A 14,932-nucleotide genomic window follows, 5' to 3' on the forward strand; every position below is an offset into this window, starting at 1 on the left:
CGTCCGCGTTTCGCGGGCGGGCCTTCCGCTTTCAGGCCAGGCCGGACAGGAAAACCTGGGTCGCCGCGGCCAGATGGCCCGGGTCGTCGACGTGGCACATCTCGCGGGCCGAGTGCATCGAGAGCAGCGGCGTGCCGACGTCCAGCGTGCGGATGCCGATGCGGGTCGCGGTCAGCGGGCCGATCGTCGAGCCGCACGGCACCGCGTTGTTGGAGACGAACTCCTGCCACGGCACCCCGGCCTTCGCGCAGGTGCGGGCCCACAGCGAGGCCCCGACCGCATCGGTCGTGTACCGCTGGCTCGCGTTGATCTTCAACAGCGGCCCGCCGCCCGCGACCGGACGGTTCGCCGGATCATGCTTCTCGCCCCGATGCGGGTGCACCGCGTGCCCGGCGTCGGCCGATAAGCACCACGAGCCGGCGATCGCCCGCGCCAGCTCCGCGCGATCGCCGCCCAGCGCCGCGGTGATCCGCTCGAGGACCTCGGCCAGCAGCGGCCCGGACGCGCCGGACCGGCTCTCCGAACCGATCTCCTCATGGTCGAACGCGGCGAGCACCGCGATCGCCTGCGTCGGCTCGGCCGCGAGGTGGCCCACGAGCCCGGCGTGCACCGACGACAGGTTGTCCAGCCGGGCCGAGGCGAACAACGACCCGTCGAGCCCGAAGCGTGCGGGCGCCGCCGAGTCGACGGTGAGCACGTCGTACCCGGCCACCGCGGCCGAGTCGATGCCCGCGATCGACGCGAGATGGGCGACCACGTCGGCCTGATCCAGCCCGCCGACCCCGAAGATCGGCTGCACGTCACGCTGCCGGTCCGGCGCGAACGAGGCGTTCAGATCGCGGTCCAGGTGGATGGCCAGGTGCGGGATGCGGGCGAACGGACCGGTCCGGACCAGGTGGGTCGTGCCGTCGATGTCGACGATCCGGCCGGCCAGCTCCAGCTCGCGGTCGAACCACGACGCGAGGATCGGCCCGCCGTACACCTCGACGCCGGCCAGCAGCCAGCCGTTCGCCGCCCCGGACGGCTTGGGCTTCAGCTTGAAGCCGGGCGAGTCGGTGTGCGCACCCACGATCCGGTACGGCGTGGCGGCCACCGCCGAGTCCGGTAAGGCGATCGCGATCACCGAGCCGTCGCGCACCACGGCGAGACGGGCGCCGGGGCGAACCGTGCCGTGCCAGTCGGCGGTCTCGTCGAGCATCGTGTACCCGGCGGCTCGCAGGCGGCGGGCAACCTCCGCGGCGGCGTGGTACGAGCTGGGCGAAGCCGAAACAAAGGCAGCAAGATCTTCGATGTGTCCGGACGAGTCCATTCGATTATCGAAGCATTGCGCCGCCGCTGTCAGGACACCGGGGCGAACCCGGGCAGCCACTTCTCCAGGATCTCGCGGTACGGCGCGCACGCCTCCAGCTGGCACAGCACGCCGATCGAGCCGAGCGTGACCCGGTGGATCAGCAGGTACGACGGCGGCAGGTTGAGTTTGCGGCTCAGCTGGTATGCCGGCGAGCGCGGGTTGCTCAGCCGGGCCGCCTCGCCGCGCAGCCACGTGCGCGTGAACCGGAACTTTTCCACCGCGACCGGCTCGATCATCGGCCGCAGGAAGTTCAGCACCGCCTCCGCGTCGATCTCGTCGTCCGGCTTGATGAAGCCCTCGGACCGCAGGCCGTCCGCGACCGCCTGGGCGTCACCCTCCAGCGCGAGCCGCACCAGCCGCCCGATCGGTTCCGGGTGCCCGCCGGGCAGCCGCGCCACCGCCCCGAAGTCGATCACCCCGAGCCGTCCGTCGGGCAGCAGCCGGAAGTTGCCCGGATGCGGGTCGGCGTGCAGCAGCCCGGCCCGCGCCGGCGCCGAGAAGTGCAGCGTCGCCATCAGCCGGCCGGCCTCGTCGCGCTCTTCCTCGGTGCCGTCGCTGATCACCTTGGCCAGCGGCATCCCGTCGACCCACTCGGTGACGAGCACCCGCGGCGCGGCGGCGATCACGGCCGGCACGAAAATCTCCGGATCATTCGCGTACGCCGTAGCGAACGCGCGCTGCGTCTCCGCCTCCAGCGCGTAGTCCAGCTCCTCGGTGATCCGCTCCCGAAGCTCGGCCAGCAGCGGCTTGATGTCCATCCCCGGCTGAATGATCTTGAACATGCCGGCCAGCCGGGACAGCTGCTTCAAGTCGCCGAGCAGCGCGTCCCCCGCGCCCGGGTATTGCACCTTCACCGCCACCGCGATGGTCTTCGGCTTGGCGTTCTTGCGCTTGGGCGGCACCTTCCAGAGCGCCTTGTGCACCTGCCCGATGCTGGCCGCGGCCGCCGGCGAGTCGTCGAACTCGGCGAACAGGTCGCGCCAGTCCGGTCCGAGCTGCTCCTCCAGCACGCGGTGCAGGCTGCCCACCGGCATCGGGGGCGCGGCCTCCTGCAGCTTGGTGAGCGCCTGCCGGTAGGGTCCGGCCATCTCCTCGGGCAGTGCGGCCTCGAAGACGGACAGCGCCTGCCCGAACTTCATCGCCCCGCCCTTGAGCTGCCCCAGGACGCTGAACAGCTGCTCGGCCGTGCGCTGCTGGATGTCGGCCGAGATGACATCGGAGGCGATCCCAACCGCCCGCTTGCCGAGCCCGAGCGCGGTCCGCCCGGCAAACCCCAGGGGAAGCGCGGCCAGCTTGGCGGTCCGGGACGCCGCACGGCGCGGAATGTCGCTCACCAGATCATTGTTACCGACGATTCCCGTTTCAACCGCCCGCCTGCGACCCCCTTGCCCCTCTATGCCACGTAAAGTCCGATCACTGTTTCCGCCGCACATCCCAGAACGTCGCCTCCTTTTTGCGCCCCCGCCCCCGCACCCAGGCCCCCGACGGACATCCGGCCAGACCCCCATCGATCGCGTCAAATCTTTGAATTTCGCCACATAACCGGCGCCGACTTCACGATTGCGACCCGCCGCCCGCTTAGAGCCCCGGGCGGCGCGTGCACGTGCAGCGCGGGTGGGGGGACCACGAGCGCTTGCGGACGCGGCCCGGGCCGCTGATCTCGGTGGCGGCGCCCAGCGTCTCGGGGGAGCCGCCGTCCAGGAACGTGAGGGCCTCGGCGGTCGCATACGCCGTGGCGGCCAGCAGGGTCGGGACGGCGCACGGCTCCAGCGCGTCCGGGCGGGACACGCCCGGCCAGCCGGCGTCGCGGTCGCGGCGGTGCAGGTCGAGGCAGCTCAGGCACGGGCCGCCCGCCGGTGGGACCAGCGGGCCGATCACCGGGACGCCCTCGCGGATGGTCACCGCCAGGTGCGCCTGCCGGCGTTGCGCGTGCGCGGCCGCCAGCAGAGCGACGGGCTCGTCGTGGTCGAGCTGGACGACCAGGGTGGCGGACCCCCGGCGTACGGGATGGGTCTGGGTCTGGGGAACCGCGCGGGAGACGGCCTCGGCGACCGCCACGCGCCGGGCCTGTCCGACATCGGCCTCGCGCAGCGGGCCCGCCGGCAGCTCGCCCCGCGTGACCGAACCGACCAGATCGGGCTGCACATGACCGATCCCGGCCTCGGCCAGCGCGACCGCGACGGCGGCGCCCAGCCGGCCGCGACCGGTGATCACCACGCGGCAGCCGGCTCGGCGCCGGAGAATCGTGGCCGGCGCCGGGAAACCGCGCAGGGCCAGCGCCGACGCCTCGCTCAGGAGACGATCGCGACCGGGGAAAGTCAGCGGGACCAGCGACGCGGCCGGCATCGCCAGACCGGCCGTGCGCAAGCTGTCGATGATGGCCCGTGCGTCCAGCGTCCCGATGCCTTGCCGAGCGGCCTGGAGCAGCACCGACTCCTCCGACCGGCTGCCGTCGAGCAGGTCGAGCACCTGGGCCGCACGAGGGTCGGCCATCGTCAGAACCACGCCTCGGGGCGGGCCCGAGCCGAGCTGGATCTGGGACGACGAGCGCCATGTGCGGGGGAGTCCGGGGATGAGGGTGGGGCGGTTCACGGGTGACAGCATGTCACCGAAGCGCTGCGGAGCGGATTAGTTGTCCACAGGCCCGGGATGCCGGCCAGACGTGTTGTCCACAGGCGGACCCGAGTTATCCACAGGCCTGCGAGTTATCCACACCCTCACTCAACGTCACACCTCCGTCGCGGATATGGGTGCTACGGAAAATGCACCGGGGAGGGCGACCGCCCTCCCCGGGAGTGTGAATCAGGCCTTGGCCTTGCCGAGGATCCGGTTCACGGTGGTGCCGCAGACAGGGCACTTGCCCTTCGCCATGTTCATGCCGGTCTTCGAGACTTCCACCGTTCCCTGGAAGTCGCGCTTCTCCTTGCACTTCACGCAGTAGCCGTTGTACGTGTTGTCGGCCACGGTTCCTCCTCGTCATGTTGTCGGCCCGGTTTGCCGGTCTCGCGACGGCCGGCCGCGACGGCGCCTGGACCGATCCGCGACCACGTGGATGTGGCCACCCGCAGGAGCGGTCACTACCCAGGTCAGGGCTCTTCCATGTCAGCACCGCCCCAGCGGTCTAGCCGCCGTCGTGAGTGTGCAGGGCGGAATAGCCCTTTTTGCGAAGTTGGTCCGCAACACGCCGTGGAATTCTCGCAAAGTCGCGTAAATCGGACCCTGCGGTGCGTTTTTCACTCGGTATCGGGGCGCGCTACCTTGGCGAGACGGTCGTGCGGCACCGGGGGTGGAAAATTTTTACGTCGATACCTGGACGAAGCGCACATATCACGCGCGTGTCATCCGCCGTACCCTTGCGGTGACATGGGTCTCACGGATTAGCGTCTCAACGTGAACCCGAATCCGGGCCGCGCGAGGGTGTAATGGCCCGGACGCGTAAGCCTGTCGTGGAAGTGCGGCGCAGTCAGCGCCGCCGTCGGACGGTGTCCGCGTACCGCGACGGCGAACGCGTCGTCGTGCTCATCCCCGACCGGTTCTCGCGAGCCGAGGAAACCGAGTGGGTCGAGCGCATGCTCGCCCGGCTGGCCGCCCGCGAGGAGCGCATCCGGCGCACCGATGACGAGCTGCTCGCCCGCTGCCGTCGCCTGATCAAGCGGTACCTGCCCGATCACGCCCCGACGATCACGCCGGCCAGCGTACGGTGGGTAACCAACCAGAACGGCCGCTGGGGCTCCTGCACCCCCGACGACGGCACGATCCGCATCTCGCACCGCATCCAGGAGATGCCGGACTGGGTGATCGACTACGTGCTGCTGCACGAGCTGGCCCACCTGGTGGTGCCGAGCCACAGCACCGAGTTCTGGGAGCTGGTCAACCGCTACCCGAAGGCGGAGCGCGCGAGGGGTTACCTGGAGGGCATTTCCGCCGCCACGGGCGTCGTCCTCGCCGACGACTGACAAGCCTTCCCCGGTACGCCTCGGCCCGCACCCGGCAAGCGCCCGCCGCGCTCGCCCAGGTAGCGCCTGGCCGCGGGTGGGGTCTCAGCCGCCCAGCAGCGCCCGCGTGTTCTCCCAGCCCTCCAGCGCCGGGTCCAGCGACGCCAACTCGGCCGGACCGCGCAAACGCCGCCATTCGGGTGTCGAGGACACATCTCCGGGTTTCGGCGCGTTCTTGCGCAGGAGCTGCGCGGACGCCTCCTCCAGCGAATGATCGGCCAGCCACCCCGGGGCCGGCAGGCTCGTCGCCATCCCCAGCAACCCGCCGCCCGGCCCGCCCGAAGACACCGCCACCGCCTTCGACTCCAGCGGCCGCAGCAGCTTGCCCAAGATCATCCCGGGCACGTCGGGAGCATCCGCCGCGAGCACCGCGGCCTGGTCGAAGCCGTCCCGCGCGGCGGCCGCGAGCACCGGCAGATACGTCGCCGACGGCACTTCGTAGATCCGCGTCCCCGGCCAGGCGATCTCCTCGGCCAACGGCAGGTCCGCGGACACGGCCGCGATCGCCGGCTCGGCCTGTGCCAGCCGCGCGAGCAGATCGACCACGTCCTCGGCCATCGCGGCCCGCCACTCGCCGAGATCGACGCCGGGCGGGCTCCACGGCACCGGCACCAGCAGCACTGCAACAAGCCGTCGAACCACCCGGCAACCCTACCGGCGCGCCACCGTCCGGTTCGCGGCCGCCCGATGTCGCCCGGCCGACACAAACGGCAGCCCGGCCGATGCCGTCCGGCCGCGCGGCCGACACGAAAACGGCCGCCCCGGAGGGCGGCCGTTTCGCTTGTTCGCTTACTTGTCGGACTCCGGTGCGTCGTCGTCCGGCTTGTCGTGCGGCTCCAAGCCCTCCAGCTCGCTGATGTCCCAGTCGCTGCTGCCCTGCGCGAACGCCTGGGGGTTCGCGAAGTCCTCCTCGGTCGGCATCAGGTCGGGGTGGCTCCACAGCGAGTCGCGGCCCTGCACGCCACGCGCGTCGGTGACCGCCTGCCACAGCGCCGCGGCCTCCCGCAGCCGCCGCGGCCGCAGCTCGAGACCGACCAGCGCGGCGAACGTCTGCTCGGCCGGCCCGCCCGCGGCACGACGCCGCCGGAACGCCTCACCCAGCGCGGACACCGACGGCAGCCGGTCGCCGACGGCCTGGTCGACGACGAGACCGACCCAGCCCTCGATCAGCGCCAGCGCCGTCTCGAGACGGGCCAGGCTGGCCTTCTGCTGCGGGGTGTCCTCCGGCGTGAAGATGCCCTCCAGCGCCATCGCCTGCATCGACTCGGGATCGCTGGGGTCGACGCGGCTCATCGCCTCCTCGATCGCCTCGCGATTCACGGTGATGCCGTTCGCGTACGTCTCGACGGAGTTCAGCACGTGCGCGCGCAGCCACGGCACGTGCCCGAAGAGCCGCTGGTGCGCTGCTTCACGGAGTGCGACGTACAGGCGTACCTGGTCCTCGGGAATTTCCAGACCCTCGCCGTACGCCTTGATGTTCGCCGGGATGAGCGCGGCGGTGCCGGTGGGCCCGAGTGGCAGGCCGATGTCGCCGGCCGACAGCACCTCGGCCGCCAACTGGCCGAGCGCCTGGCCGAGCTGACCGCCGAACAGCGCGCCGCCGAGTGTCGCGACCATCGACTGCATCGGGCCGAGCTGAGCCTTCGCCTCCTCCGGCACGATGTCGCCCATCGCGCCGACCATGCGACCGGCGATCGGGTCGCACAGCTTCTTCCACACGTCGAGCGTATTGAAGATCCACTCGTTGCGATTCCAGCCGGCCGCCTGGCGGATGCCGCTGGGCAGGGCGGACACGGGGTCGAGCCAGAGGTCGGCGAGGCGCAGGGCCTCCTCGACCTGATGGCGCTCGAACATGGTCACGGCCGGGTCACCGGTTGCCGAGAGTTGGCTGGCGGCGACCTGGCGGGCCAGGTCCCAGTTCACCGGGCCACTGCCGGGGCCCGCGAACATCTGCTGCAGCTGCGCCATGAACTGCTGCATCTGCTGCGGGTCGGAAGGGTCGGGCGGCTGGGCGCCCGGCAGGGAGAAGCCGAACGGGATATCAGGCACGTAGACAACCGTACGCGCGAAACCCAAGCTCCGTACCGGCGGCGTTGTCAGCTCAGAGAGAACGGGGGAAGGTCCCGTAGGGGACAAGGGTGCCAGCTCAGGGAGGGCCCAGGAAGACGGGATAGTCTCACGCGCATGAGACGTCGCGGTGTCACGGTAATCCTCGGCGCCCTGATCACCGCCCTGCTGGCAGTCGGTGTCATGGTCGCCCCCCTGCCGTACGTCGTGTTGAAGCCCGGCCCCACGGTGAACACGCTCGGTTCAGACAACGGTGCCCAGGTCATCCAGGTGACGAACGCGAAGACGAGCACCTCCACCGGGCAGCTTCGGCTCACCACGGTCAACGTGCAGTCGCAGGTCGAGCTGGTGTGGGCGATCAGCAGCTGGTTCAGCCGGAAGGACGCGGTCGTGCCGCGCGACCTGATCTATCCGCCGGACCAGACCGAGCAGCAGGTCGAGCAGCAGAACGCGCAGGAGTGGACGCAGTCGCAGGAAAGTGCCGTGACGGTCGCGCTGACAAAACTCGGGTACCCCGTGCAGTCGTACGTGAAGAGCGTGACCCCCGGCGGCGCGGCGACCGGCCAGCTGCAGGTGAATGACGTGATCACCGCCGTCGACGGCACCAAGGTGACCGAGCCGGACCAGCTCATCAAGTTGGTTCAGGCCAAGCCCGCCGGCACCACGCGCACTATCACTTATACGCGCGCCGGGAAGACCGGCACCGCGAAGATCACCACGAAGAAGGACGCCGGCTCGGACGCCCCGCGACTGGGTGTCTCGATCGACGGCAAACAGCCCAGCCCGTACGACGTCAAGATCGATCTGAACAAGATCGGCGGGCCGAGCGCGGGTTTGATGTTCACTCTCGGCATCATCGACAAGATCGAGCCGGAGGACCTCACCGGCGGCAAGATCATTGCAGGAACCGGCACCATCGACGACGACGGAAACGTCGGACCGATTGGCGGCATACCGCAGAAACTGGTCGGCGCGAAAGACGCCGGCGCTCAGATCTTCCTGGTTCCCAAGGACAACTGTGCCGAAGCGCTGAAGAACGCCGTCCCCGGCTTGCCGATGGCCCGGGTGGCCACCGTGGACGACGCACTGACCGCGCTCAAGACCTTCACCAGCGGCGGCACCCCGAAGCCGTGCTCCGCCGCGTGACAGATGTCGTACTGTGAGACACCGGCCCGACTGAAGTGGTGACCAACGTTGGTTATGCGTAATACGCCTCTACCCAGGATGAGCCGGCGCGGTCGCGTCACCGTCGGCGTACTGGTCGGGGTCTTCCTTTTGTTTACCCTGATCGGCTGGGGCATTGACGCGTACACCGACTACCTCTGGTTCAACGAGGTTCATTTCGTCAACGTCTTCTCCGGTGTGCTGCTCACCCGGCTGCTGCTTTTCCTGATCATCGGTGCCGCGATGGCGCTGATCATCGGCGCGAACCTTTATCTCGCCTATCGCCTCCGCCCACTTCTCCGCCCGCACTCGGCCGAGCAGGCCACGCTCGAGCGGTACCGGATGATCCTCACGCCGCGCCTCGGCACCTGGATCACCATTCTCTGCCTGATCATCGGCTTCTTCGGCGGGCTCTCCGCGCAGGGCCGGTGGAAGGACTGGATGCTCTTCCGCAACGCGGTGCCGTTCGGCGTCAAGGACCCGCAGTTCCATGTGGACCTGGGGTTCTACGTCTTCGACTACCCGTTCTGGCGATACCTGCTCGGCGTCGCGTTCACCTCCGTGGTGCTCGCGGTGATCGGCTCGCTCGCCGTTCACTACATTTTCGGTGGCGTACGCCTGCAGGGCGTCGGCGACCGCATGACCACCGCGGCCCGGGCGCACCTGACCACCCTCGTGGCCGTGTTCGTGCTGCTCAAGGCCGTGGCGTACGTGCTGGACAGGCGTGCCCTGCTGCTCGAGCAGCACGTGTCGCCGGGGCTCTACGGCGCCGGGTACACGGACGTCAACGCCCTGTTGCCGGCCAAGGAGATCCTCGCGTACATCTCGATCGTGGTGGCGATCGCGATCATCGTGTTCTCCAACGCGGGCATGCGCAATCTGGTCTGGCCGGGTGTCTCGCTCGCGCTGCTGGCGGTGTCCGCGGTCGCGATCGGCGGCATCTACCCGCTCGCGGTGCAGAACTTCTCGGTCAAGCCCAGCCTCGCCGACAAGGAACGGCCGTACATCGCTCGCTCCATCGACGCGACCAGAGCGGCTTTCGGCTTAACCAATACGCAGACCACGGCGTACAAGGCAAACGTCGTGGTCCCACCGGCCGGCCTGGCCAACGACACCAGCGCGCAGAACGCGCGTCTCATCGACCCGCAGCTGGTCTCGCAGGCGTTCACCCAGTCGCAGCAGTCCCGCGGCTTCTACGACTTCGGGCAGAAGCTCGACGTCGACCGCTACACGATCAACGGCAAGACCGGCGACTACGTGGTCGGCGCCCGTGAGATCAACGACGACAAGCTGAGCGCGCAACAGCGTAACTGGATCAACCGGCACACCGTCTACACGCATGGCTACGGCCTGGTCGCGGCCCCGGCCAACCAGGTGGTCTGTGGTGGTCTGCCGTTCTTCGTCTCCGGCTTCCTCGGCGACGACCGCCCGCCGGGCTGTTCCGCGCCGACCGAGGAGATCAAGGTCGCGCAGCCGCGGATCTACTACGGCGAGCAGTCCACCGAGTACGCGATCGTCGGCCAGACCGACCCGAACCGCAAGGTCGAGTTCGACCGGCCGCAGGAGAACAACAACGCCGCCGAGGAGCTCTACACCTACCAGGGCACCGGCGGCGTGCCGATCGGCTCGTTCTTCCGCAAGCTGGTCTTCGCGATCAAGAACACCGACAGCAACTTCCTGCTGTCCGACGCGGTGAACAAGGACTCGCGGCTGATGTACATCCGCGACCCGCGCTCCCGCGTCGAGAAGGTCGCGCCGTTCCTCACGATCGACGGCGACCCGTACCCGGCGGTGGTCGACGGCAAGATCGTGTGGATCCTCGACGGTTACACGACGTCGGCGACGTACCCGTACTCGCAGAAGATCAACCTGGCCAACGAGACCCGCGACGAACTCACCGGGCAAGGGCAGTTCGCGCTGGCCCGCGACGACGTCAACTACATGCGCAACTCGGTGAAGGCGACCGTCGACGCGTACGACGGCACGGTCAAGCTGTACCAGTTCGACGACCAGGACCCGGTCCTCAAGGCGTGGAACAAGGCGTTCGGCGGCCACCTGATCATCCCGAAGGCGCAGACGCCGCCCGAACTGGCCGCGCACTTCCGCTACCCGCAGGACCTGTTCAAGGTGCAGCGCAACCTGCTGACCAAGTTCCACGTCACCGACCCGCGGGCGTTCTTCTCCGGCCAGGACTTCTGGCAGGTGCCGAACGCTCCGGACGCGCCGTCGAGCAACGTCAAACAGCCGCCGTACTACCTGAACGTGCAGCTGCCCCAGCAGACCGGCATCCGATTCCAGCTCACCGCGGGCGTCACACCGGCCAGCCGGGAGAACCTCGCGGCGCTGATATCCGGGTCGTACGTGGACAACAAACCACAGTTGTCCGTGTTCGAACTACCGGATCAGACCGTCATTCCCGGCCCGGTCCAGGTCCATCAGAAGATGACCAACAATGCCGTGGTCAGACCCCAGCTGAACCTACTGTCCACAAACAACAGTCAGGCTCAGGTCCTGTACGGCAACCTGATATCACTACCCGTGGAAGACGGCATACTGTACGTCGAACCGGTGTACGTGAAAACCGGCAACCAGGCCAACGCCGCGCCACTGCTGCAGAAGGTCCTGATGTCGTTCGGCGACGGCGGTACCTACGTCGTCCTGGCCGACAACCTGAAACAGGGGCTGGAACAACTGGTCGCCCAAGGCAAAGCCGCCGGCACCGGGACGGGCCAGAGCCCACCCGCCCAAACCGGCAACAACCCGCCCCCGGCAACGCTGCCGGGCGAGTTGTCCGCCGCGGCCGCAGAGCTCGACCAGGCCATCGCGAACGTGCGGGCCGCCCAGCAGTCCGGCGACTTCGCCAAGTACGGGCAGGCGCTGCAGGCTCTCGACGCCGCGATGACCAAGTTCGAGACCGCGCAGAAGGCGGCCCAGCCGAACGCGTCCGGCACCCCGTCACCCAACCCGTCCGGATCGGCCCCCGCACCGGGAACCGCCCCGTCCGGCGCGGCGTCACCAACGCCAGGCAGCTGAGCGAGCCCATCGAAGTTCGAACGTTTTAGCAGGTCAGGTGGCCCGCCCCAGGCGGGCCACCCCCGTTTCCGGGGTCGTTTTGCAGCCGACGTCCGGGTTGCGCTAGTGTTAACGAGCCGACGCGGGGTGGAGCAGCTCGGTAGCTCGCTGGGCTCATAACCCAGAGGTCGCAGGTTCAAATCCTGTCCCCGCTACGAGTCTGGGAGTCCCCTGTCCGCGGAAGGCGCGGACCGGGGACTCTTCGCATTTCTTCCTGGGGGCCGAGCCCCCAGACCCCACGTTGCGGTGGTTGCGCTGCTGCTGTCGGTTGCGGTTACCCCATGGTGTGGTTGCGCTGCTGCTGTCGGTTGCGGTTAGCCCGTGGTGTGGTTGCGCTGGTGCTGTTGGTTGCGGTTAGCCCATGGTGTGGTTGCGCTGGTGCTGTTGGTTGCGGTTAGCCCATGGTGTGGTTGCGCTGCTGCTGTCAGTTGCGGTTACCCCACGGTGCAGCTTAGAGGCCAGGCTGGGCCCAAAGATCTGTCCGCCCTGTTCGCGGGCGCCGGGTCCAAGGTTGGCGGGGTCGGGTCAGAAGGTGTCGGTCGGCGGGGGTGGGGGACATTCAATATGATCGCTTCCTGATGGCTGTGCGGCGAAGGGGATTTCGATGACCGATCCTGCGATCGACGTGGTGCACCCGAGTAGCGCGCGGGTGTGGAACTACCTGCTGGGGGGCAAGGACAACTTTGCCGTCGACCGGGAGCTGGGCGAGGCGCTTCGGTTGGCGAATCCGGGGATAGCGGCGGTTGCGCAGGCTCAGCGGCGGTTCCTTCGTCAGGCGGTTACGCTGCTCGCCGGTGAGATGGGTGTCCGGCAGTTCCTGGACATCGGCACCGGCCTGCCGACCGCCGACAACACGCATGAGGTCGCGCAACGGACGGCACCCGATTCACGGATCGTGTATGTCGACAACGACCCGCTCGTGCTCTCGCATGCCCGTGCACTGCTGACAAGCTCAGCCGTGGGGAAAACCGCGTACGTGGACTCTAATGTGGAGGATCCGGAACGGATCCTGAGCGAGGCTGCCCGGACGCTCGACTTCAGCAAGCCCGTCGCGCTGACCATGATCGGCATCCTGGGCAACGTCGCTGACTATGGCGAGGCCCGCTCGATCGTCGAGCGGCTGCTCGCTGCCGTTCCGTCGGGCAGCTACCTGGCCGTGAGTGACGGGACGAGCACCAGCGCACAGAGCGTCGAGAGCCAGCGGGTCGCCAGCGAGGGCGGCCACCCCTACAACCTGCGCACGCCCGAGGAGATCGCCGGCTACTTCGACGGCCTGGAACTGCTCGAACCTGGAGTGGTGCCGACCTCGCTGTGGCGGCCCGAGCCCGGAACACAACCAGCCGCTCTCGACGTGTACTGTGCCGTGGCTAGCAAGCCGTGACGCGCTGAGGATTTCGAATGGTCCGGGCCCTCCGAACGGCTGCTCGATAAAGGTGGAACATCTGCGATTCCTCACGTCGGCTCATGTCGACCAATGGCGGATTATTGCCTTCCGGTGGCGTTTTGGGGAAACAGCGTCTGCTGTCGCGTACGCCGGTATCGGGCTTTCTTGCTGCGAGGTTGGTTTCCGGCCAGCTCTACAGTTCCCTCGTCCCGCATGATAGTCAGCCAGCGGCGGACGGTCGGATCACTGAGCCCGGTCAGGGCGGCTAGCTCGGGTTCGTCATCTCGTGGCTGGCCTCTTGAGGACAGCATCAGCTGGACCTCATAAGCCGACAGGCGCCGGTCGCCATCGCTGACCCGAACGAAGCTGCCCTTGGTCATGCCTGCCCCGATGTAGAAGCACGGTCGATGGGCCGGATCAAGCTCGGGAATCTCAGCGACGACTACGCGCTCGCCCTCGAATTGGTGGATTTGTATGAGCGGCCGTATTGCCGGATCCATCTCTGACGAGCACATGGAAGCGAAGTCGGAAGCGAGTTTCGCTGGGTTCGACAGGCCCGCGGCCGCAAAGTTCTGGCCTTGGCGATTCCACGTCATGCTAACTACATGCTAACTAGCATGATAGTTGGCATGATGCTTCCGCCTGCGTCGCGGTGTGGTCGAAGAGTCGCCGTGGTGCCCCGGGTCCGGTGGCGGCTCCTGGGACCGGACGCCGGGGTCCTTTCGTCGGCGGTCGACGGGGCGGGGGGTTAGGCGAGCATGCCTGCGGTGATTGCTCCGTCGATGACTAGTGCCGCTCCGGAGATCATGGATGCCTCGTCGCTGAGCAAGAAGGCGACGAACGCGGCGACCTCGCCGGTGTCGCCTGGGCGGCCGAGCGGGATCGTGCTCATCAGCTTCTGGTGCATTTCCGGGTTGCTCTCGGCCAGCCCGTCGATCAGTGGGGTATGGACGACGCCCGGCAGAACAGCGTTGACGCGGACGCGGTCCTTTGACAGTTCGAGAGCGGAGGCGCGGGTGAGCCCCACAACCCCGTGTTTGGCGGCAGTGTAGGCGTGCATCGCCGCGTGACCGATCATGCCGCCCATGGACGCGTTGTTGACGATCGAGCCACCACCGGATGCCAGAATGGCGGGCACCTCGTACTTCATGCTGTAGTAAACACTGTCCAGGTTCAGCGCCACCGTGTCATGCCACGCGGAAGTCTCCATGGTGTGCACCGATGCGATGGTGTTGCCGCCGCCGGCGTTGTTGAAAGCGCCGTCGAGCCGGCCGAGCGTCTCGATCGTGGTGTCCACCGCGGCGGCGACGTCATTTTCCAAGGTGACGTCGGCCCGCACGAACAGGGCCTGGCCGCCGTCGTCGCGGATTCTTTCGGCGACCGCTTCGCCTCGTTCCTTGTTACGGGCGGCGAGCATGACGGTAGCCCCGTCGTGCGCCAGCCGCTCAGCGACGCCAAGCCCCATGCCGACGGTCGCGCCGGTTACCAGGAATACTTTGGACCGGAAACGCTGGCTCGATGCAGTGTCAGCCATTTTTCTCCAATTTTGGTCTTTGTCTTCTGTGGAACTGCTAACCGACTGAGCGCTGTCCGTCTCCGACGAAACGAATGGCCGTTGATAACGTCGAGAACGAGAGGTGCCGGCAAAGATCGAACGACAGGCGCCGACTTCGGGGCGAGGATCATGCACGCCGGGCACGAACCTGCCGGTCGTTGCTTGTCGAAACGCATTCCAGGTTCATGGGTTCATGAACCAAAGTGTGATACACGACATACGGTCTTTCGCGACGACTTCCTTGCGGGCGACGACGAGACCCTGCGGCTGTCACCGGCGTTGAGCGACCTCGGCGCGACCGTGCTGGTCGCGGGCCGGCCGTGAGACGAGCTGGACCCGACCGG

Annotated in this window: 12 protein-coding genes and 1 tRNA gene; 5 read left to right on the forward strand and 8 right to left on the reverse strand. The window is 68.1% G+C overall.

What is annotated here, in order from left to right:
* Positions 1-31 precede the first annotated feature (31 nt).
* The 4 genes from HH310_RS04790 to HH310_RS04805 all read right to left on the reverse strand — a co-directional run bounded on the left by HH310_RS04790 (position 32) and on the right by HH310_RS04805 (position 4,315).
* Positions 32-1,309 carry a M18 family aminopeptidase gene (locus HH310_RS04790; RefSeq protein WP_169174140.1) on the reverse strand — a complete coding sequence of 426 codons (1,278 nt, stop codon included), beginning with the start codon at positions 1,307-1,309 and terminating at the stop codon, positions 32-34.
* A 29-nt stretch (positions 1,310-1,338) separates the two neighbouring features.
* Positions 1,339-2,685 carry an AarF/ABC1/UbiB kinase family protein gene (locus HH310_RS04795; RefSeq protein WP_169174141.1) on the reverse strand — a complete coding sequence of 449 codons (1,347 nt, stop codon included), beginning with the start codon at positions 2,683-2,685 and terminating at the stop codon, positions 1,339-1,341.
* Positions 2,686-2,929: 244 nt separating this feature from the next.
* Positions 2,930-3,955: a hypothetical protein gene (locus HH310_RS04800; protein WP_169174142.1), complete on the reverse strand. Its 1,026-nt coding sequence runs from the start codon at positions 3,953-3,955 to the stop codon at positions 2,930-2,932.
* 198 nt (positions 3,956-4,153) lie between these two features.
* Positions 4,154-4,315 carry a DUF5679 domain-containing protein gene (locus HH310_RS04805; RefSeq protein ID WP_015625326.1) on the reverse strand — a complete coding sequence of 54 codons (162 nt, stop codon included), beginning with the start codon at positions 4,313-4,315 and terminating at the stop codon, positions 4,154-4,156.
* A 458-nt stretch (positions 4,316-4,773) separates the two neighbouring features.
* Between HH310_RS04805 and HH310_RS04810 the strand changes: the two genes are divergently transcribed.
* Positions 4,774-5,307 (forward strand): M48 family metallopeptidase, encoded by a 534-nt coding sequence (locus tag HH310_RS04810; RefSeq protein ID WP_169174143.1) that lies wholly within the window; start codon positions 4,774-4,776, stop codon positions 5,305-5,307.
* An 84-nt stretch (positions 5,308-5,391) separates the two neighbouring features.
* Here HH310_RS04810 and HH310_RS04815 read toward each other — a convergent pair whose 3' ends face one another.
* Positions 5,392-5,988, reverse strand: a complete 597-nt coding sequence (locus tag HH310_RS04815) for a hypothetical protein (protein ID WP_169174144.1) — start codon at positions 5,986-5,988, stop codon at positions 5,392-5,394.
* Between the two features lie 147 nt (positions 5,989-6,135).
* Positions 6,136-7,395, reverse strand: coding sequence for a zinc-dependent metalloprotease (locus HH310_RS04820; RefSeq protein ID WP_169174145.1), 1,260 nt, complete (start codon positions 7,393-7,395; stop codon positions 6,136-6,138).
* 135 nt (positions 7,396-7,530) lie between these two features.
* On the opposite strand from HH310_RS04820, the gene HH310_RS04825 reads away from it, so the two are divergent.
* The 4 genes from HH310_RS04825 (at position 7,531) to HH310_RS04840 (ending at position 13,030) form a co-directional block, all read left to right on the forward strand.
* Entirely contained in the window at positions 7,531-8,559 is a 1,029-nt protein-coding gene (locus HH310_RS04825) for a PDZ domain-containing protein (RefSeq protein ID WP_169174146.1), read from the forward strand.
* A 78-nt stretch (positions 8,560-8,637) separates the two neighbouring features.
* On the forward strand, positions 8,638-11,610 hold the full coding sequence (locus tag HH310_RS04830; RefSeq protein WP_169174147.1) for a UPF0182 family protein: 2,973 nt from the start codon (positions 8,638-8,640) through the stop codon (positions 11,608-11,610).
* Between the two features lie 120 nt (positions 11,611-11,730).
* Positions 11,731-11,804, forward strand: a tRNA-Met gene (locus HH310_RS04835).
* Positions 11,805-12,253: 449 nt separating this feature from the next.
* Positions 12,254-13,030, forward strand: a complete 777-nt coding sequence (locus tag HH310_RS04840; protein ID WP_169174148.1) for an SAM-dependent methyltransferase — start codon at positions 12,254-12,256, stop codon at positions 13,028-13,030.
* 101 nt (positions 13,031-13,131) lie between these two features.
* Here the strand turns inward: HH310_RS04840 and HH310_RS04845 are convergent, their stop codons facing one another.
* Positions 13,132-13,629, reverse strand: a complete 498-nt coding sequence (locus HH310_RS04845) for a helix-turn-helix domain-containing protein (protein WP_169174149.1) — start codon at positions 13,627-13,629, stop codon at positions 13,132-13,134.
* 152 nt (positions 13,630-13,781) lie between these two features.
* The gene (locus HH310_RS04850) at positions 13,782-14,723 is read right to left on the reverse strand and encodes an SDR family NAD(P)-dependent oxidoreductase (protein WP_312033833.1); all 942 of its coding nucleotides are present in this window, start codon (positions 14,721-14,723) and stop codon (positions 13,782-13,784) included.
* Between the last annotated feature and the right edge of the window lie 209 nt (positions 14,724-14,932).

This window comes from Actinoplanes sp. TBRC 11911, assembly GCF_012933445.1.
In the GTDB taxonomy this organism is placed as follows: Bacteria; Actinomycetota; Actinomycetes; order Mycobacteriales; family Micromonosporaceae; genus Actinoplanes.